The sequence below is a fragment of the Sphingomonas sp. genome (assembly GCF_041661825.1).
Lineage (GTDB): Bacteria > Pseudomonadota > Alphaproteobacteria > Sphingomonadales > Sphingomonadaceae > Sphingomonas.
Genome location: NZ_JBAZTU010000005.1, coordinates 117,099 through 137,317 on the forward strand (window position 1 = coordinate 117,099; position 20,219 = coordinate 137,317).

General features: G+C 65.8%; 15 protein-coding genes. 5 read left to right on the plus strand and 10 right to left on the minus strand.

Annotation, left to right across the window (positions count from 1 at the left end; genetic code table 11):
* The first annotated feature begins 110 nt into the window (after positions 1-110).
* Positions 111-1,010 (plus strand): transcriptional regulator GcvA, encoded by a 900-nt coding sequence (gene gcvA / locus WC729_RS22790; protein ID WP_372856743.1) that lies wholly within the window; start codon positions 111-113, stop codon positions 1,008-1,010.
* A gap of 14 nt (positions 1,011-1,024) precedes the next feature.
* Here the strand turns inward: gcvA and WC729_RS22795 are convergent, their stop codons facing one another.
* The 6 genes from WC729_RS22795 to WC729_RS22820 all read right to left on the minus strand — a co-directional run bounded on the left by WC729_RS22795 (position 1,025) and on the right by WC729_RS22820 (position 7,618).
* Entirely contained in the window at positions 1,025-2,056 is a 1,032-nt protein-coding gene (locus WC729_RS22795) for an arginine N-succinyltransferase (RefSeq protein ID WP_372856744.1), read from the minus strand.
* Positions 2,056-3,186, minus strand: a complete 1,131-nt coding sequence (locus tag WC729_RS22800) for a PepSY-associated TM helix domain-containing protein (protein WP_372856745.1) — start codon at positions 3,184-3,186, stop codon at positions 2,056-2,058. The genes WC729_RS22795 and WC729_RS22800 overlap by 1 nt, the downstream gene beginning before the upstream one ends.
* On the minus strand, positions 3,183-4,616 hold the full coding sequence (locus WC729_RS22805) for a M20/M25/M40 family metallo-hydrolase (RefSeq protein WP_372856746.1): 1,434 nt from the start codon (positions 4,614-4,616) through the stop codon (positions 3,183-3,185). Before WC729_RS22805 ends, WC729_RS22800 begins: the two co-directional genes overlap by 4 nt.
* Positions 4,594-5,382: a hypothetical protein gene (locus WC729_RS22810; protein ID WP_372856747.1), complete on the minus strand. Its 789-nt coding sequence runs from the start codon at positions 5,380-5,382 to the stop codon at positions 4,594-4,596. Before WC729_RS22810 ends, WC729_RS22805 begins: the two co-directional genes overlap by 23 nt.
* Positions 5,383-5,526: 144 nt before the next feature.
* Positions 5,527-6,945: a sensor histidine kinase gene (locus tag WC729_RS22815; RefSeq protein ID WP_372856748.1), complete on the minus strand. Its 1,419-nt coding sequence runs from the start codon at positions 6,943-6,945 to the stop codon at positions 5,527-5,529.
* A 4-nt stretch (positions 6,946-6,949) separates the two neighbouring features.
* Positions 6,950-7,618, minus strand: coding sequence for a response regulator transcription factor (locus WC729_RS22820; RefSeq protein WP_372856749.1), 669 nt, complete (start codon positions 7,616-7,618; stop codon positions 6,950-6,952).
* Between the two features lie 113 nt (positions 7,619-7,731).
* On the opposite strand from WC729_RS22820, the gene WC729_RS22825 reads away from it, so the two are divergent.
* Positions 7,732-8,805: an ABC transporter substrate-binding protein gene (locus tag WC729_RS22825; RefSeq protein WP_372856750.1), complete on the plus strand. Its 1,074-nt coding sequence runs from the start codon at positions 7,732-7,734 to the stop codon at positions 8,803-8,805.
* Positions 8,806-8,815: 10 nt separating this feature from the next.
* Complete coding sequence (locus tag WC729_RS22830; RefSeq protein WP_372856751.1) at positions 8,816-10,396, plus strand: serine hydrolase domain-containing protein; 1,581 nt, start codon at positions 8,816-8,818, stop codon at positions 10,394-10,396.
* 286 nt (positions 10,397-10,682) lie between these two features.
* On the opposite strand, the gene WC729_RS22835 is transcribed toward WC729_RS22830, so the two are convergent.
* Entirely contained in the window at positions 10,683-11,450 is a 768-nt protein-coding gene (locus WC729_RS22835) for a crotonase/enoyl-CoA hydratase family protein (RefSeq protein WP_372856752.1), read from the minus strand.
* Positions 11,451-11,610: 160 nt separating this feature from the next.
* On the opposite strand from WC729_RS22835, the gene WC729_RS22840 reads away from it, so the two are divergent.
* Positions 11,611-12,894 (plus strand): cytochrome P450, encoded by a 1,284-nt coding sequence (locus WC729_RS22840; protein WP_372856753.1) that lies wholly within the window; start codon positions 11,611-11,613, stop codon positions 12,892-12,894.
* 258 nt (positions 12,895-13,152) lie between these two features.
* Positions 13,153-15,429 carry a TonB-dependent receptor gene (locus WC729_RS22845; protein WP_372856754.1) on the plus strand — a complete coding sequence of 759 codons (2,277 nt, stop codon included), beginning with the start codon at positions 13,153-13,155 and terminating at the stop codon, positions 15,427-15,429.
* 239 nt (positions 15,430-15,668) lie between these two features.
* On the opposite strand, the gene WC729_RS22850 is transcribed toward WC729_RS22845, so the two are convergent.
* The 3 genes from WC729_RS22850 to WC729_RS22860 form a co-directional block, all read right to left on the minus strand.
* A complete protein-coding gene (locus tag WC729_RS22850; protein ID WP_372856755.1) occupies positions 15,669-18,080 on the minus strand; it encodes a TonB-dependent receptor in 2,412 nt (803 codons plus the stop codon).
* A 186-nt stretch (positions 18,081-18,266) separates the two neighbouring features.
* Positions 18,267-19,019 (minus strand): SDR family NAD(P)-dependent oxidoreductase, encoded by a 753-nt coding sequence (locus WC729_RS22855; protein WP_372856756.1) that lies wholly within the window; start codon positions 19,017-19,019, stop codon positions 18,267-18,269.
* Positions 19,016-20,191: an LLM class flavin-dependent oxidoreductase gene (locus tag WC729_RS22860; protein WP_372856757.1), complete on the minus strand. Its 1,176-nt coding sequence runs from the start codon at positions 20,189-20,191 to the stop codon at positions 19,016-19,018. Before WC729_RS22860 ends, WC729_RS22855 begins: the two co-directional genes overlap by 4 nt.
* Between the last annotated feature and the right edge of the window lie 28 nt (positions 20,192-20,219).

A 20,219-nucleotide genomic window follows, 5' to 3' on the forward strand; every position in this document is an offset into this window, starting at 1 on the left:
CCCTTTATGCTTTGCGCGATTCCGAACGGCTTGTTTTTCCTGTTCGGAATCCTCATCGTTTATCTATGCCTGCCCCCCGCAGGCTGGGGTTCCTGTGATGCGAAAATGGTATGGATGAGCGGTCTCGCCGGCTGCTGCCGCCGATCGGTGCGCTGCAGAGCTTCCTGGCGGCTGCGCGGCATGAAAGCTTCTCCCGCGCGGCGGACGAGGTCGGGCTGACGCAGAGCGCGATCAGCCGGCAGATCGCCGTGCTGGAGGACTGGCTGCAGACCGAGCTGTTCGACCGGGTCGGCCGCAGCGTGACGCTCAATCCGGCCGGCCGTGGTTATGCCGAAGCGATCGCCCCGGCGCTGGCGGCGATCCGCGTCGCGACCGCGCGCGTGATCGCGCGGCCCGACGAGAATGCGCTGAGCATCGCGACCCTGCCGAGCTTCGGCATGCGCTGGCTGGCGCCGCGGCTGGGTCGGCTGACGCGCGACATGCCCGAGCTGGTGATCAACGTCGCCGCCCGGGTGCATGAATTCGATATCGATGCCGAGGGCTTCGACGCCGCGATCCATTTCGGCGCGCCGACCTGGCATGGCGTCGAGCACGACCCGCTGTTCCGCGAGCAATCGATCGTGGTGAGCGCGCCGGGCCTGCTTGCCGAACGACGGATCGAGACGCCGGACGATCTGCTGCAGGTGCCGCTGCTCGCCCAGGCCGAGCGGCGCGGGGCGTGGCGCCAATGGTTCGCCGCTGCCGGCGTCGACGAGGGCGCGAAGACCGAGGGTCCGGTATTCGAGCATTTCCTGATGGCCGCGCAGGCGGCGGTTGGTGGAGCGGGCGCGGCGCTGCTGCCCGAATTCATGATCGAGCCCGAGCTGGAGAGCGGGGCGCTCGTCCGGCTGTTCGACCAGCCGCTGGAGAGCGAGGGCTCCTATTACCTCGTCTATCCGGCCGACCGGCTGACGCGGCCCGCCTTTGCGCGCTTCCGCGCCTGGATCCTGGCGGAGGCCGCCACGGGCTGAGGCGTGAAGTGACGTCATGCCGCCGGATCCAGCGAGCCCGGCGACCAGCGTAACGTAGTGCCGGTCTGGGCATCCAGCGCCCGCGTTGCTTCGGCGGTCAGGGCGATCTCGTTGCCGGAGACCTGGGCCGAGGCCATGACCACGCGGAAATCGATCAGGTCCTCGTTGCAGACGAGATGCGGCGTTGCGGCAGGCGCAGCGTTGGGGGAGAGCATCGTCGGCAGCGCCTGGCGCGAGCGGGCGACGGTGGCGACCTGGTCGCGGTCGCAATGCATTTGCGGGCCCGCGTCGAACACGTCGACATAACCTTCGTAGCGGAAGCCCTCGCTCTTCAGCAGGGCCATGGCCGGCATCGAATTGGGGTGCGGTTTGCCGATCACGGCGCGCGCTTCTTCCGGCAGCAGCTCGATATAGATCGGGTGCTTGGGCAACAGCTCGGCGATGAAATCGGCGCCGCGTGTCGCGCTCAGCCGGTCGGCGGTGGCGAAATCCATGCTGAAGAAGCGCGCGCCAACGGCGTTCCAGAACGGGTTCTCGCCCTTCTCGTCCTGCCAGCCGCGCATCTCGCCCATCAACAGCGGCGCGAACAGATCGGGGCGGATCGCGACGAGCATGTAGCGGGCGCGGGCGAGCAACCGGCCGGCGCCGCTGCCTTTCAGCGACGGGTGGATGGCGAGCGTGCCGACTTCGGTCGTGCCGGTATAATCATTGGCGAGCGTCAGCATCTCGACATTGCAGCTGACATCGACGGCCTGGCTGCGCTGAACCAGCCGGAGCCGCTTGTAGGAGAAGAAGCCGTAAGGCAGGCCGACATGCGGATAGAGCGCCGAGGTGCCGAGCACCGTGCCGTCGCCGTCGTCGAGCACCAGCAGGTAATGCGCCTCGTTCCGGTCGATCTGGCCGAGGAAGCTTGCGACCGAGCGCTCGATCTTCTCGGCCAGCACAATGCGGTCGGCGGGCAGGGTGGTCATGCCCGAGCCAAGGCTTTCCGCCAGCGCGACGACCCCGTCCAGGTCGCGCATCTCGGCAGGGCGGACGGCACGCATCAATGGGCCTCCGCGACCGGCACGGCGGCGGCGCGGGCCGCGCGGTTGCGGCTCTTCTGCCGGCGGCGCGAATACCACAGCCACAGGCCGGTGGCGGACAGGCCGGTCAGCGAGACGCCCGAGAGCAGGAACAGCAGCTGAGTCAGCGTTCCGCCGAACATGCCGGTATGGACGGTGTAGAGCCAGTCGATGAACTCGCTGCCGGCGGGCAGGGCGCCCGCGACGTAGTGGCCGAGATCGTCGCCGGTATAGGCGTTGTAATAGATTTGCTTGGTGCCGTCGGCGCGGATGGTCAGGTCGCTGTCGAGGAAGACCGCGACGACCCGGCCGCCGCTGGAGAAACGCACCTGGCGGAGCGGAGTCTCGCCATATTCGGCTTTGGCGCGGGCGACGAGCCGATCGATCGGCACCATTGCCTGGCCGGGGATCTTCGCGACCTTGGGGGTCGGCTTGTCAGTGACCGGGCCGAGGCTGCGGAGCGCCACCCGGGCCTCTTCCTTCCACACCATCAGTACGCCGGTGGTGGCGGAAACCAGCAGCAACAGGGCCGCAGCCGCGCCACCGGCGCGGTGGATCGTGCGCCAGCGGCGGTCGACATTGCCCTTCCACATCACGCGGAAGCCGGTGCCGATCCGCTTGAGGCCGGGCCACCAGATAATCGGCCCGGTGATGGCCATGAACAGCAGCGCCAGCCCTTCGATGCCGACGATCGTCTCGCCGGTATCGCCGGCGAGCAGGGTGTAGTGGATCTGGAAGATCAGCTCCATCGGCCAGGTCAGCAGGCCGCCGTCGCGCAGGATGGTGCCGCGGAACGGATCGACCGACATCAGGCGCAGCGCCTTGGTGTCGGGATCGGTCAGCTTGACCAAGGCCGCACCATCGTCCCAGCGCGACAGCTCGACGCGGGTGATGGTCTCACCCGGATGCGTGGCGCGGGCGGTATCGAAGATCTGCTGTACCGGGATGCGTGTCGGCGCGACCGGCACGACGATCTCCGGATGGATGACCCGGTCGAGCTCGTCGCGGAACACGATGACGGTGCCGGTCAGCCCCTGGATCAGCAGGAGCAAGCCGACGCTGAGACCGACCCAGCGATGCAGCTTGAGGAGAAGGGGACGCAGCTTCTTCACCGCGCGGCCCCGTAATTCTTGATCAGGCGATAGAGGAATTCGCGCGCGTTATAGAGCGAGGCCACGCGGACGCGCTCGTCCAGGCCGTGCACGCCGTTGCCGTCGGGATCGACGAACACCGCCGAGACGCCATAGGTCGGGATGCCGGCGGCCATCAGGAAACGGCCGTCGGTCGCGCCGGTGCTGAGGATCGGCACGACGGGCACGCCGGGCCAGATCTCCGCGGCTACCTTCTCGATCGGCTTCATGATCGCGGGGGTGAGCGGCGGGGGCGGACTTTGCGGGCCGGGCTCCTCGGCCAGCTTCAGGTCGATCTTGGGATCGGCGACCTGCTCGATGAGCTGGCGCTGGATGTCGGGGATCTTCTCGCCCGGCATGATGCGGCAATTGACATTGGCCTTCGCGCTTTGCGGCTGGGCGTTGGGGGCGTGGCCGCCTTCGATCAGGGTCGCGATGCAGGTCGTGCGGATGAACGCGTTCCAGTAAGGCGACTGGGCCGCGATGCGGGCATAGGCCGCGGCATCGGCGGTGCCGGCGGCGACGGCGATCATGTCCTGGCTGGTCTGGCCGGAGAAGGACGCGGCCGAATTGCGGAAGAAGCTCTTGCTGCCTTCGGTCACATCGACCGGGAATTTGTACTTGCCGATCCGGGACAGCGCATCGCCGAGGCGGACGATGGCGTTGTCGTCGGTCGGGCGGGCGCTGTGGCCGCCCGGTGCGGTCGCGGTCAGGGTGAAGTCCTGATAGATTTTCTCGCCGGTCTGGACGCCGAACGAGATCGGCTTGCCGGCCGCGTCGAGCGTGCCCTTGCCGCCTTCGTTGATCGCGAAGCCTGCCTTGAGCGTGTCCGGCGCGGTCTTGAGGAGGTACGAAACGCCGTTGAAATGGGAGTCGGTCTCCTCGCCACAGGTGAGGGCGAGCTTGATCGTGCGGCGGGGCTTGAAGCCCTCTTCCTTGTAGCGGATCAGCGCGTCGACATAGGAGGCGGCCATCGCCTTGTCGTCGATCGCGCCGCGCGCGTAGAAATAGCCATTCTCCTCGACGAGCTTGAACGGATCGCGCTTCCAGTCAGAGCGTTTCGCCTCGACCACGTCGATATGCGCGAGCAGCAGCACGGCCGGCAGCTTCGCGTCGCTGCCGGTCACTTCGCCGACCAGGCTACCCTGTTTCGGGAATTCGGGCGGCACGACGGTGCGGAACTGGGTCGCGCCGTACCCCGCCGCGACGAGCCGCGCGTTCATCCGCTCGGCGGCGAGCGTGCAGCTGCCGTTCGAGAGCGACGTGTCGGTCTCGATCAGCTCCTGATAGAGCGCGCGGAAGCGCGCCTGATGGGTGTCGGCCTCAGCCGCGTGCGCGGGGATAGCCGCGACGAGGCCGACGAGCGCAAGGGCCGCGGGAAGTCGGCGATCAATGCGCGATAAGTTCAGCAATGCTGTTCTCCGTTTCAGTGCGGATGCCGCCCTTGCGCTTGTGCCAGTCCTGCCATTCGGCATTGTCGCGAAGGGTCACGCGGACCTTGTCGAGCACCTGCTGGCGCTTCCCGAAGGCAGCGAAATCGCGGTAGCGCTGGATGAACAGCGAATCCCAGGGCGCACCCACGGAATAGCGGTTCATGTAGAGCTGGTAGCCCGAGAGCGCGCCTTCGCGCATCCAGCCGTCGAACTGCGGCAGGACATAGGCCTTCACATAATCGCGATACTCGCCGGCATCGCGATATTCATAGGGAATGACGTAGAAGACCTCGCCATTGTTCAGCGGCGCGGCGCTCTTCGTCCAGCTCAGGTCGACCGAAGAGGTCATCACTGGCTCGGCGAGCGCGAGGCCGGCGGCGTCGAGGCCGCCCGGTGCCGTCTTCTCCAGCATGTTCCAGCCAGTGACCGAGGCATAGGTAGGGAAATGGAGGACGATCATCGCGTCCCAGACGGCGGGCTGGCGATACCAGCTGTAATAGATTTCGAAGCCTTCGATCCTGCCCTGCGCCTTCATCGCGCGGAGCTTCGTCGCCATGGCGCCGGTCAGGTAACTGCGGAAGGCCGGGCGTTTAGCGGTCGTGGTCCGATAGGCGATGACGAGGCCCTTGGGCCCGTCCTGCAGCTCGGCTTGCGCCTGAGCCGGCGAGGCGATGGCGATCGGCGCGATCGATACCAGCGCGCCAAGCATTGCCTGTTTCAGAAATCGTTCGAGTCGCGAAGGCATGTCTGAACCGTCCCCTTATGCGCCGTCCGCTGGACGGCAGGCGCGCCCGTGGTTCGGGCGTCGTTAGGGAAAGCCTATGCCGTGATCCTGTCACGTTGCTGTCACGCTTCTGTCAGACGGAAAGCGACGGATTTCTGCGGGAAATCAGCTTCGAGCCGGATCGAAGGGCAGGCGAATCTCGACCCTGAGTCCGGAGCCCGATGAAGCGTCGGCCAGGGCCACGGATGCGCCGATCGCCTCGGCCAGGGCCTGCACGATCGCGAGGCCCAGGCCGCTGCCGGGATGGCTCTGGTCGCGGTCGAGGCGGCGGAATCGGGTGAAGACCAGAGGCCGGTCCTCGACCGGGATGCCGGGACCGTTGTCCTCGACCACGACCAGTGCGCCGTCGCTTTCGGCCTGGACCGACACGGTCACCACGCCATCGGCCGGTGTGTAGTGGATCGCATTGTCGACCAGATTGCCGATCAGCTCGCCGGCGAGGTCGCCGATGGTCAGAACCTTGAGGGCGGGGACCGCGGGATCGAACTGCAGGTCGACCGAGGATCTGAGGGCGCGGGGCGCGTGCTCCTCGGCAACGGTGCGGGCGACCGCGACGATATCGGTCGGGCGTGCCCGCGCCATTGCCGCTTCGCGCGAGCCCTCGGCGCGAGCGAGCGCGAGGAGCTGGGTGAGCAGGCGCTGAAGCCGGGTGGTGGCCGCGTCGATATCGGCGGCCGACTGGCGGGCAGGGCCTTCGGGCAGCACCACCGATGCCTTGAGCAGATCGATATGGGTGCGCAGGATGGTGAGCGGCGTGCGCATCTGGTGCGAGGCGTCGGCAGTGAAGCGGCGGATACCCTGCACGGCATTGTCGAGGCGCGCGAGCAGGCTGTTCACTGCGGCGATCAGGCTGCGCAGCTCATTGGGGACGTGGTCCAGCGGCAGGGGATCGAAATCGGCCTTGCGCCGTCCCTCCATATGGCGGCGGATCGCCTCGAGCGGGCGCAGGCCCCAATGCACCGCGATCGGCAGCAGCATGAGCAGCAATGCGAGCAGCATCAGCTCGAGGATCGCCAGCGCGCCGAGCATGCGGTCGCGCAGCGCGCGCCGGGCGTCGAGCGTCTCCGCCACCTCGACGATCACCAGCGACTGCACGCGCGGCACCTGGCGCGCCATCGCCGCGATGCGGATCGGGAATTCGCGGAAGCGGGCATATTCATAGACGATCTGGCCGTCGTCGACCGGCGGGCGGCGGACGCGGGGCAGATCGGGATAGCCAGTGATCAGATCATTGCCGGCGCGGACGCTGTAATAGACGTTATCGCGCGCGTCGTTCTCCAGCATGCCCAGGGCGGAGGGCGGGATGTCGAGCGTGACCTGGTCGTCCTCGAGCGCCAGCGTCTCGGCAATGGCGCGGGCCGAGGCGCCGAGGATGCGGTCGTTCACGCCCTCGACGATGTTGTTGATGGTCAGCGCGCCGCCCAGGCCGAGCAGCAGCGCCAGCGCGGCCATCGGCAGGCCGAGACCGAGCAGCATGCGGCGGGTGAGCGAGGTCGACCGGACAAACTGGGCGGCTGGGACCATCCGGTCAGTCCTCCTCCATCAGATAGCCGAGGCCGCGCAACGTACGGATCGACGGGCCGTCCGGCTCGAGCTTCTTGCGCAGGCGGGCGATATAGACCTCGATCGCATTGGGGGCGACCGCCTCGTCATAGCCGAACACCTCCGACGCCAGCCGGTCCTTCGACACGACCTGGCCGACGCGCGAGATCAGCCGTTCGAGCAGCACCCACTCACGCCGGCGAAGCTCAAGATCGCGGCCGTCGATCGAGGCGGTGTGGTGCGACCGGTCGAACGCCAGCCGGCCGACATGGATCACCGGCGAGGGATCGACCTTGGGCCGGCGCAGCAGCGCACGCAGCCGGGCGGCCAGCTCCTTGGGCTCGAAGGGTTTCAGCAGATAATCGTCGGCACCGAGATCGAGCCCGCGCACCCGATCCTCCACCGCGTCGCGGGCGGTGAGCATCAGGACAGGCGCGCGGCACTGGCGGGCGCGCAACGTCTTGAGCACGTCGAAGCCCGACATGTCGGGCAGGCCGACGTCGAGCGTGATGACGGCATAGGGTTCGTCGGCGGCCATCATCAGCCCGGACGCGCCGTCATAGGCGGGATCGACCGAATAGCCTTCGGCGATCAACGTCGCGGTCAGACCACGCGACAGGGCCGCGTCGTCCTCAATGAGCAATATGCGAGCCAAGGGCGAATTCCGTGTGACAGCCGGGTGAAAGGTTGGCCGTGTTCCTGTAACAAACAAACAGAAAAGAGAGGGAAGGCGCAAGGGTGTTAAATTCGGGACGGCAACGGCGACTCTTGGCGAAGGCAGGGCTGGCCCTGCTTGGGTGGACGCTGTTGTCGGCAGCCGCGCCATTGCCGCGCGGCTATCCCCGATCCTATCGCCAGATCGCCACCAATGCCGAGTCCGAGCGGGCGCTGGTGGTCTATTCGACGATCAACGGCGGCGATGTCGCCGACCTGCTCAAGGAATTCCGCGCCGCCTATCCGGCGGTCCGCCTGCAATATCGCGAACTGTCGTCCACCGAGGTCTATTCCACTTTCGTCAATGAGACGCGCGCCGGCAAGCCAAGCGCCGACCTGTTGTGGAGCGCCGCGATGGACCTCCAGACCAAGCTGGTGAATGACGGCTATGCCCAGGCCTATGCCTCGCCCGAAAAGCCGTATTTGCCGCCCTGGGCGGTGTGGAAGAACCAGGCTTACGGCGTAACGGCCGAGCCGATCGTCTTTGTCTATAACCGCAAGCTGGTGCCGGCCGCCGACGTGCCGCGCACGCATGCCGACCTGATCCGCCTGCTCCGGGCCAAGCGCGCTTTCTATCGCGGGCGCGTTGCGACCTACGACCCGGTCCGGTCGAGCGTCGGCTATCTCTATATGAGCCAGGACCTGCAGCTCAATCGCGACACCAGCAGCCTGATGAAGACCTTCGGCGCGACCGGCGTCACCTTGTTCGATTCCTCCTCGTCGATGCTCGACGCGCTGTCTTCGGGCAAGGCGCTGCTCGGCTATAATGTGATCGGCTCTTACGCGCTCGAACGCCAGGCGCATGACAAGTCGATCGGCGTGGTGATGCCGACCGACTATACGCTGGTGACATCGCGCGTTGCGTTGATCGCGCGCGAGGCGCGGCACCCCAATGCGGCGAAGCTGTTCCTCGATTTCCTGCTGTCGCGGCGCGGGCAGTTCCTGCTCTCGCGCCGCTACATCACGCCCGCGCGCGCCGATGTGCCGTCGCATGCCGGCGCCCGCGCGCCCGCGCCGATCGCCCGGGCGATCCGCGTCGGTCCGGCGCTCATCGCCAATCTCGACCAGATCAAGCGCCGCCATTTCGCCGCCGAATGGGCAGCCGCGCTCGCACCTCCTGCCCCATAAGGATATCCGCATGACCTTCACGGACCCGCTTTCCCGCCGTCGTTTTGGCGTCCTTGCGATGGGCGGTGCCGCCGCACCGCTGGTGCCGGGCGTGCTGAGCGGTTGCGCCAATGCGGCGCAGGCCGGTCCGGCAGTCGGCCCGGTCGCGCCGCATCTCTCCGCGCATGATGGCCTGCCACGCGCGCTGCCCGAAGCGAAGGGCGTGTCGTCGGAGCGGATCCTCGCCTTTCTCGACGATGTCGCGGCGGCCGGTCTCGAGCTGCACAGCTTCATGGTCGCGCGCCACGGCTCGGTCGTGGCGGAGGGCTGGTGGTGGCCCTATCAGCCGCAGCGTATCCACATGACTCATTCGCTGACCAAGAGCGTGATGGTGTGCGGCGTCGCGCTTGCCCTCGACGAGAAAAGGTTCGGGCTCGACGACAAGGTCGTCTCCTTCTTCCCCGAGCATGTGCCCGCCGACGCCAGCGACAATCTGAAGGCGATGACGGTGCGCAACCTGCTGACCATGCAGTGCGGCCACGAGAAGGAGACGTCGGGATCGGTATGGCGCCCGATCAAGACGAGCTGGGTGGCCGAGTTCATGAAGATCCCGGTGCCGATCACGCCCGGCACCAAGATGGTCTATACCAGCGCCGCAAGCTACATGCTGTCCGCGATCGTCACCAAGACGACGGGCATGAAGCTGGCCGATTACATCAAGCCGCGCCTGCTCGATCCGATGGGTATCAAGGATTTCCACTGGGACGTCAGCCCCGAGGGCGTGACCCCGGGCGGCAACGGCCTGAGCTGGACGACGGCGGATTCGATGAAGCTCGGCCTGCTTCATGCGCAAAAGGGCAAGTGGCAGGGCAAGCAGCTTCTGTCGGCGGAGTGGGTGGCCGACGCGACCCGCTTCCAGACGCCGGACGACGATGGCGGCGTCGGCTATGGCTATCAATGGTGGATGGGGCCGAGCAAAGCCTATTTCGGGCTCGGGCTGTTCACCCAGATGGCGATCGTTTTCCCCGAGCAGGATGCGGTGGTGGCCTTCTTCTCGGCGATCGACGGCAGCAAGAAACTGAAGCCGCTGATCTGGAAGCATTTCCCCGCGGCGTTCGTGGAGGCGACCCCTGCCACGCCTGCGACTGCGGCATTGCGCAAGCGCACGGAGTCGCTGCGGTTGCTGCCGACGCTTTCCAAAACCCGTTCGCCCGTCGCGGCGCGGATTGCGGGCAAGACCTTCACCCTGGCGGGGAACGACCAGTCGGCGAGGTCGGTCACGTTCGATATGGCCGGCGACCGGCTGCGCTACACGCTGGTCGACGATCGCGGTACGCACAGCATCACGTCCGGGCTCGGCGAATGGCTGGAGCAGGACACGACGATGACGGGCGCGCGGCTGCATCATGAATATGAGCCGGACAGGATGCGCGTCGTCGCAGGCGCGCGCTGGGTCGACGACAACAGGCTGGAGATGACCTGGCAATATGTCGAGGCGGCGTTCCGCGACACATTGGTCTGCACGTTCGACGGCGACAAGGTGTCGATCGATCGCAGCGTGAACCTGAACTCGGGCGAGCGGAAGCTGCCGACGCTCAGCGGGACGATCTGACGGGGTCATCGGCGCGGGGGTATCTGTTCCGCGCGATGGGTTGAATCGAGGTTGGGGAGATATGGGACACCGTGTGTCCCATATCTTTTTTTGCGGGATTTTATATTAAACTTTGTATTTCAATGCGTTGTATGGAATGCGTCGGGCAGCCATCCTGTCGTCACCCCTGACTTGTTCCGGGGTCCGTGGTTCCGCGCACGCACTGGTTGCGGCGCTTGCGGGACGATGGATGCCGGAACAAGTCCGGCATGACGGAGGTGGACGTGGTGGGCTACACAGCCGTCGCTTATCTTCCGGTCCAGCGGGGCGAGCGCTTCTCTACGAAGGCGCGGACGCCTTCCTTCCGATCTTCGGACTCGAGTGCAGGCGCTGCAAAGGCGCGTTGCGCTTCCCAGCCTTCCTCGCCCCAGTCAGGTGCGCGGCGCAGGATGTTGACGGTTGCCGCGAGTGCGGTCGGTCCATTGGCCAGTAGTTCGGCGGCGAACGCCAGCGCTTCGTCCAGCGCCTGGCCGCGCGGCACCAGCCGGTTGACCAGTCCGTGCCGGTGGAAGAAGTCGGCCGGATAGGGCTTGCCGGTCAGCGCGACCTCCGCCGCGAGATTGGGCGGGATACGGCGGGGCAAGCGAAGCAGGCCACCGCCGCTCGCGATCAGGTTGAAGCGCACTTCGGGCAGGCCCATCCGGGCATCCTCCGCCGCGACCACGAGATCGCAGGCCAGCACCATTTCGAAGCCGCCACCGAAGGCGCCGCCTTCCACCGCGGCGATGATCGGCTTGGCGGGCGGATGCCGGCACATGCCCATTGCGCCGCGCTCGGTGCTGGCGCCGCTGCGCCCTTCCGAAGCGGCGACCTTCAGGTCGGCCCCGGCGCTGAAGAAGCCGCCGGCCCCGGTCAGCACGCCGAGGACGATCGAGGGGTCGGCTTCCATCGCGTCGAATGCATCGCTGAGCTGGCGCGCGGCGGCGGCGTTCATCGCGTTGCGCACCTCGGGTCGATCGATCGTGACGATCAGGATGGCGCCGCGCCGCTCGGTGCGGACAAGCTGTTCCCTCAACGGTCCGGCTCCTCTCCCGGACATTCAGCGCGCAAAAGGCCCGCGTCACAAATGACGTTTGATGGGCGCGAAATGAGAAAATGTCGGCTGGTTGGCAGGCCGGCGCGCGCTTAGCCTCCCCGCCAAGCAGGCTCGGTCGGAGAGGATCGGAAAAGCGCGCATGTCGGACGAGGATATCAGGCTCACCAACCCGACCTTCTTTGCGAAGGGCGATCCGCATGCGATCTGGCGGCGGTGGCGGACCGAGGACCCGGTGCACTGGACCGAAGGGCGGCTGCACCGGAAATTCTGGTCGATCACGCGGCATGCGGACGTGAAGTTCGTGCTGATGAACGACCACCGCATCTTCAGCGTGCAGCGCGCGGGCGCGAATCTGCCCGCAGGGCCTGAATTCGAGAATCCCGAGGATTCGCTGTTCACTGAGCTGACACATAGCGGGCAGCAGCTTGCGACGATGGACGGCCAGCCGCACAGCGTGTTGCGGCGCTATTTCTCGACCAAGTTCACCTCGTCGAGCATCAACAGCCTGGAAAGCCTGGTGCGGTCGATCACCGATGAGGTGCTGGCCGGCATCCTAGCGCGGGGCGCGTGCGACTTCACCACTGAGTTCGCCGGCCGCATCCCGACCGCGGTCATTGCCGCGATCCTCGGCGTGCCGCGCGACCTGTGGGACGATCTCTACCGCTGGAACAACATGCTCGCCGCGCCCGAGGATCCGGAATTCTCGATCGGCACTCCGGTCGAGACCAGTACGGCGGGCGTGACCGAGATCATGCGCACCTGCATCGAGCTGGCCGAACAGAAGCGTGGCAAGGGCGGGGACGATCTGCTCACCGCGCTGACCGAGGCCGAGGTCAACGGCGTGCCCCTCACCCCGACCGAGATCGGTTTCAACGGGCTGATGTTCTTCGCGGCCGGACATGAGACCACACGCGCGTCGATGAGCATCGGTCTCGCTGAATTGTTGCGCGATCCGGCGCAGCTCGCCTGGCTGCGCGCCAACCGGCACGACCCCCAGATCCTGCGCAGCGCGGCGGAGGAGTTCGTGCGCTATAGCGCGCCGCTGACTCATACGCTGCGCACCGTCACCGAGGACGTCGTGGTCGGTGGGCAGGAGATCAAGGCGGGCGACTGGGTGGTGTTGTGGTTCCACGCCGCCAATCGCGATCCGGCGGTGTTCGCCGATCCCGAGAAGTTCGACGTGACGCGTACACCCAACGACCATCTCGGGTTCGCGGTAGGCAAGCATTTTTGCCTGGGGGCGCATCTCGCGCGGCTCGACATGGCGGTGATGCTCGGCGCGGTGCTCGATCATATGGATGATATCGAGCTGGCGGGGGAAGTCGAATGGGCGAGCTCGAACCTGTTCTGGGGGATCAAGCATATGCCGATCCGCTTCAAGGCGCGGGCTGCTTCGGAGCCGGTCGAGGCGGTGTCCGCCTGACCCCGTTTTTAGCTCTTCATCCTTCCTGTTCCCCGGCAGAGGCCGGGGCCCAGTCGGAAGGCTGTTGTAAGGATGCACAGCGCCAGAACTTGACGTCCCCCAACTGGGCCCCGGCCTTCGCCGGGGAAGCAAGGGGGACATTCGCCCTTCCCGAAACACCCATGAGAGAAGGGCATGGCGCCGCAAGCTTTACTGGTTTGTCGGTCGCCAGGTGCCTCGATAGCTCTCCATACTAACAATAAAAGTGGGGAGAGCGTGATGGGCAGTCCGACCAAGCGGCGCGTTGCGGGGCGCGCTTTTCTGTTCCTGATGGCGACGGCATCGCCGCTGGCCACGGCTTATGCGCAGGATGCGCCGGCGCCGCAGGCCGCTGCGGCCGAGGAGGAGCGCGGCGTTCCCGACATCGTCGTGACTGCCCAGCGCCGGGCCGAGAATCTGCAGGACGTGCCGATCTCGGTCGCGACCGTCTCGCCGGCCGAACTGCAGACCTCCGGCGTGATCAGCAGCCTCGATCTGCCGCGCATCGCGCCGGGCGTGACAACCTCGCCGACCGCGGCGAATTCCTTCTTCATCCCCTATATCCGGGGCGTCGGATCCAACTCGCCGGCGACCGGCAACGACAGCTCGATCGCGGTCTATATCGACGGCGTCTACCAGTCGGACAAGGCAGCGAACGTCCTGGAATTCAACAGCATCGACCGGATCGAAGTGCTGAAGGGACCGCAGGGCACCTTGTTCGGGCGCAACGCGACGGGCGGCGCGATCAACATCGTCACCCGCCAGCCCGAATTCACCTTCCACGGATCGGGCGAGATTTCCTATGGCCGGTTCGACCAGATCGTCGGCAGGGCCTATCTGACCGGCCCGATCAGCGACACGCTCGCTTTCAATGTCAGCTATCAGCACAGCGATGGCGGCGATTTCGCGACCAATACCGGCACGCGTTATCCCGGCAAGTTCGGCGGGGCGACGAGCAATGCGGTCGATGCCAAGCTGTTGTGGCGGCCATCCGACGCGTTCGAGATGACCCTGGGTGCGATGTACACCAAGCGGGATTCGACCAACCTCAATTCGAACCTCAATCCCATTCCGGGGACGACGCCGGTCGGGTCCTTCTTCGGCGGGACCTATGATCCCGACACCTATCAATATCAGGGCAGCCCCAATCTGTTCAGCGTCGAGGCGTTCCGTGCGACGGGCAAGATGCGCTACTCGTTGCCGGGCGTCGATATCGTCTCGATCACTGGTTATGTGCACACCCGCGATATCTCGAAGCTGGACTATGACGGCACGTCGGCCGACTTCTTCTTCTTCGACGAAGTGCAGGGCGTGAAGGATTTCTCGCAAGAATTGCAGCTTCTCTCGACTGGCAAGGGGCCGCTGCAATGGGTGGTCGGCGGTTATTTCTTCGATGGTCGGGCGCGCATCTACCCGCTGAACATCGTGCAGAACGTGCCTTATGATTCGACGCTCGCCCAGGCAGCGGCGATCCCGGGCGGCTTCATCACCAGCGTCCAGGCCAACGGCCCGACCCGCGCTTATGCGGCGTACGGCCAGGCGACCTATTCAGTGACCGACAGCACGCGAGTCACGGCTGGCCTGCGCTACACCAGCGAGCGGCGCGGTTATGATTTCAGCGTATCGGGGATCGGGCAGATCGCGGCGGGTTTCTATTCGCCGACGCTCATTACGCTGGTGTCCGACAGCGGCCTGCACAAGACCTTCGACAAGCTGACCTGGCGGCTGTCGGTCGACCAGGATCTGGCGCCTGACGTGATGGGCTATGCAAGCTGGAACCGCGGCTTCAAGAGCGGCACGTTCAACATGAACGACTTCACGCCGGGCCAGAAGCCAGTCAATCCGGAGAAGCTCGACGCGTTCGAGCTTGGCGTGAAGAGCCGGCTGTTCGACCGGGTGCTGCAGCTCAACGCCTCGGCCTTCTATTATGATTATACCAACATCCAGCTCGACATCATCGTGGCGAGCGGGGGCGGCGGATCCTCCACCACGTCGCTGCAGAATGCCGCAAGCGAGCATATCTACGGGCTCGATCTCGACGCCATCCTGCAACCCATGCCGAACCTGCAGCTCCGCGCGAGCACGACACTGCTGCACGCGCGCTACAAGTCCTTCCCCAACGCGGTCGCTTTCGTGCCCAATGCCTTCGGCAATGGCGACCAGGTTGTGGTCGATGCGAGCGGCGATCGCGGGCTGTTCTCGCCCGACTGGTCCTTCACCCTGGGGGCGGACTATACCGCCGAGCTGGGCGGCGGGACCAAGCTGATCTTCAACACCAGCTATTACCGGACCGCGTCGTTCAAGGTTGGGATCGGGCCGGCTGACCGGGTGAATGAATATGACTCGCTGGGCGCCTCAGTGACGTTGAAACCGGCCGGGCTGCCGGTCGATGTGCGGGTATTCGGGGCCAACCTGACCAACCGGAAGATCATCGGGACCAGCCTGTCGGCGCTCAAGGGATCGCGGCAGGAGATCGTGCCGTTGACCTATGGGGTGGCGGTGGGTTTCCACTTCTAGACGGGACAAAAGGGGGAAGAGGGGCGGTGCCGCGGGGCGCCGCCCCTTTTTGTGCCCGCACGTTCCCCTCCGTCATGCCGGACTTGTTCCGGCATCCATGTTTCCGCGTGCGCCGCAGCCGTTGGGTTTGTGGAGCGATGGACCCCGGAACAAGTCCGGGGTGACGGTGTGGGTGGGGCGTCTACAGGGCACAAAAATGGGGCGTGCCGGCGGCACGCCCCTGGCCTTGAGGAAGGGTGTTATTTCCCGCGGAACTTGACCCCCAGGGTCACACCATAAATGATCGGCCGGGCATCGACCTGCTGAAAGGCGAGTGCCTGGGGCGAGATGTAGATGGCGTGCTTGTTGTTGGTGACATTGTCCGCCCAGAGCCGCACCGAGTAGCGGTCGTCGGCGGCGTAATAGGTCGCCGCGAGGCTGGCCGATTCATAGCTGCCGATATGCGCGAAATAGCCGCCCGGCGTGACGTCGTAACCGTCATTATAATAGAGCGACCCGGTCAGCACGACGCGGGCCTCGCCCACCGGAATGGTATAGTCGGCGGCGATGTTCGCGGTCAGCTTGGGCGAGAAGATCAGGTCGAGCCCATTGGCATTGAGCGAATAGGAGCAGCTTCCCGCGAACTTCGGCAAAGCAGCCAGCGCCTCGGCCTGGGCCTGGGTGATCGATGGCGGCGGTGCGGTGCAGGCGGCCGCGGACGTCTTGGGCAGGAAGATCTGCGCGTTGGTGTAGTTCTTGTACTGGCTATCGAGCAGGTTGAGCGCCGCGCGGATGGTGAGGTTGTCGGTCGGCGCCGCGGTGACGTCGAGGTCGAGGCCGTAAACCCGCGCCGCAGCGGCATTCTGCACCGCTGTCACGCCGGCGGATGTGATCAGGCCGACCTGGATGTTGGTATAGTCGTAATAAAAGGCCGACGCGTTCACGCGCAGGCGGCGGTCGAGGAATTCCGACTTGAAGCCGATCTCATAGGCGTCGAGTATTTCGGGATCGACCGGCACCGCCGTGGTCGAGAGCGAGGTCGGGTTGTAGGTGCCGCTCTTGAAGCCGCGATTATAGCTTGCATAGAGCATGACATCGTCACTGACCTTATAATCGAGCGCGGCGCGCCAGGTCAGCTTCGAGAAGGTCTTGTCGCGCTTGGTGATCGAGCTGGCGGCGACCGTCTGGCCGAACACCAAAGGCTCGGGTCCGAGCACGGTGTTGAACAGATCGACATTGGTGTTCCCCGCCGCCGGCAGCGCGCTGTAGGAATAGCGGAAGCCGTCGATCGCGTGGTTTTCCGTATTGTAGCGCAGGCCGCCGGTGAAGCGCAGGCCGTCGGTCAGTTCGATGTCGCCTTGCGCGAAGGCGGCATAGGCATTGGTACGCATGTCGACATGGAAGCCGGTCGCGCTGGCGCCCGGGAGCGACAGATCGATCGGGCGGATCGGCGAGGGCAGGTTGGAGGCGGAGAGCAGGTCGGCGAACCCTTCCCGGATCCAGCCATAATAGCCGCCGACGATCCAGTTGACCGCGCCGCCGCTATCGGACTGGATCTGCAGCTCCTGCGTGAACTGCTCGCCCGGCTGGTCGCGCGAGCCCGAATAGCCGAGGCTCAGCTCGGACGCCGGCGAGTTGGAGAGGGTGCCCGCCTTGGCCTTGATATAGCCGCTGAGCGAGACGACCCGCACTGGCCCGAGATCGTAGTTCAGCTCGAGCGAGCTGCGATAGCCCGAGGTCGTGACATAGGTCTTATGGTTCGAGCGCATCTGGAAAATGCGGTATTCCGGCACCGGCAGACCGCCCGCACCGGTCGGCGAAGTCCCGGCCGGAATGGTGCCGGGCACGACGCGCGGCGCGAGGAAGGTCGGGTCGTTATGCTCGTAATAGGAACCTGACAGGCGCGCGGTGAACGCGTCGCTTGGCTTCCACACGATCTTGCCCATCGCGATGAGGTTCTCGGACGGGTTCGCGTCCTGCTTCAGGAAATTATTGTAGATATAACCGTCGCTCCAGCGGCCGGCGAAGCTGATGCTGGCGGCGAGCGTGTCGGTGACGGGCGTCTGGGCGTAGAGCTTGGCGCGGCGCTCGTCGTAACGGCCATAGCCGATCTCGGCGGCGATCTCTGGCGTCTGGTCGGGATCGCGGGTGACGATGCTGATCGCGCCGCCGGTCGCGTTGCGGCCGAACAAGGTGCCCTGCGGGCCCTTCAGCACTTCGATCCGCTCGATGTTCGGCAGGTCGAAGGTGTTGGCGCTCTTGGTCGCCTGATAGATGCCGTCGAGATAGATCGCGACCGGGCTTTCGAAGCCGGGGCTCGACTGGTTGGAGCCGATGCCGCGCAGGAAGGGCAGGACCGAGGCGCCGGTCTGATAGACCTGCAGTCCCGGCGCGACACGTTCCAAGTCGAGCACATTATAGGCACCCGATGTGGCCAGCGCATCGGCGGTGACCGCAGTGATGGCGATCGGCACGTCCTGAAGATTCTGCGCGCGCTTCTGGGCAGTGACGACGATGTCCTCGAGGCCGCCCTGATCCTGCGGCTCTTCGGCGGCAGGGGCGGGGGTGGCTTGCGCATAAGCGGGCGCGGCCTGCAGCGTCGCGATCGCCATGCCGCTCGCGATGAGCAGCGTCCGGTGCCTGAACTTCGAGAATCTCGCGGCCGTCTTCATGATGCACCCTCCCCAGGATATGTGACACTCCGGTGCCGGTCTCGCCGCCGCAAGGCATGGCCGCCGATAATTCCGGGTGTATTTCGGTCCATCGATACTGGGTTAGGGCGGGTATCGTCTCAAACGAGTTTAATCGGGTCGATCATGAGCAGGCGTCATGATGGGACGATCTTGTGTCGGGGAGCATCAGCGTCCGATCTCCTGGCCACCATCGACGGTGAGCGTCTGCCCGGTCATCCAGCGGGACAAAGGCGAAGCGAGGAACAGCACGACATCCGCGATCTCTTCCGGCGTGCCGAGGCGGCCGAAGGGAATCTGCGCGACGATACGCCGGTAATCTTCGGTGTCGTCGCGTTTGCGTTGCTCCCAGAAATGGCCGGGGAACGTAATGGCGCCGGGCGCGACGGCGTTGACGCGGATGTTCTGCCCGGCGAACGCGAGAGCCTGGCTGGCGGTATAGTGGACGATCGCTGCCTTGATCGCGCCATAGGGCGCCGCGCGGGGGGTCGGGTGGAAGGCGGAGATCGAGGCGATGTTGATAATCGCGCCGCCGCCGCTCGCGGCCATGACCGGCACGGCCGCGGCATTGGTACGGACCACGCCCATCATGTCGACCGAGAAGGCGGTGTTCCAGCCCGTCTCGTCGTCGGTCCGGGCGAAAGCCGAGCCGTTGTTGACCACCACATCGATCCCGCCGAGCAGGTCCGCCGCCGTCGCGACCGAACGGACGACCGCGTCGGGATCGGCGAGGTCGCATAGTCCGACATGCGCCGACGAGCCACAGGCGGCGCGGGTCTCTTCCAGTGCCGCTGCGTCACGGCCCGAGACGAAGACAGTCGCTCCGGCATGCGCAAAGGCGACGGCGATGCCGCGGCCGATCCCGCGGCTGCCGCCGCCGATCAGGACGCGCTTGCCGGCAAAGTCGAACGGCGCGGTCACGCCGCCGCCGTCAGCTCCCGGTTGCGCTCGGCCTCATGCTCGCGCAGCCGCGGCATGACCTGCTCGGCGAACAGGGTCATGCTGTCGACCGTTTCCTCATGACTGAGATAACCGGCCTGGGCGAGCATCAGCAAATGGCCGAAGCCGCCGGTGCGGTCGTTGAACGAGCTGATCTGCTCGTAAAGCTGCTCGGGCGTGCCGGCGAACATGATGCCGCCGTCCGCCATGTCCTTCAGCGTCGGGTTCTGCGGCAGGCCGAAATTGATGCGGCCGGTGATGCCTTTCTTCAGCGCCATCGCGTTCAGTTCGGCGGTCTCATAGCCCGGCGGGTTCGACCAGGCTTTCGGCGTGCGCGGCTGGACGTCGAGATAGGGTTTCACCTTGGCGACGCGGTCGGCGACCTCCTTCTCGTTGCGGCCGCACACGACGATGGCGAGATAGGCGAAGCGGTCGGGCCCTGCCTCATGGCCGTGGGTCTTGAGATATTCCTCCTTGTACGCCTCGAACAGCGGGCGCGTGCCCGCGCCGTTGAAGAAGGTCGCGCAGACATAGCCAAGCTGGGCGATGCGCCGGCCGGTGCTCGCGCCCGAGGCGGTGATCCACATCGGCGGCATCGGCTGCTGATAGGGGCGCGGCCAGACATTGACGTTGCGATAATTGTAGAACTCGCCTTCCCAGCTGAATGGGCCGCCCTGATGAGTCAGCGCCTTGACGATGAAGTCGTGTGCTTCCCAGTAACGGTCCATGATGCGGGCCGGGCTCTGGTTCGACATGGCGAGCTCGAAGGGCGAGGCCTTGACCAGGCCGATCTCGAGCCGCCCGCCTGAGATGACGTCGATCATCGCCAACTCTTCCGCCACCCGGTAGGGATCGGTGCGGTTGGTGACCGGCACGCCGAGGCAGAGCAGCCGCGCCTTCTTGGTCTGGCGCGCGAGAATCGACAGAGTCAGCAGGCACGAGGCCGACATGCAATTGGCCGAGGCGTGATGCTCGTTGACGAAGATATTGTAGCCGAGCTGGTCGGCGACGATCCATTCGTCGAGATAGCGGTTGTACAGCTCATGCGCGACGACCGGGTCGCAATGCCTGTTGTCGACCGTCACCTTGGTGGGCCCGTCGATCTCGCTCCAGGCGGGATGCATCGACTGTTCGCTGAAGTGCCAGAATTCCATGTGTCTCTCCTGCTGGCAGGCCGGGGCG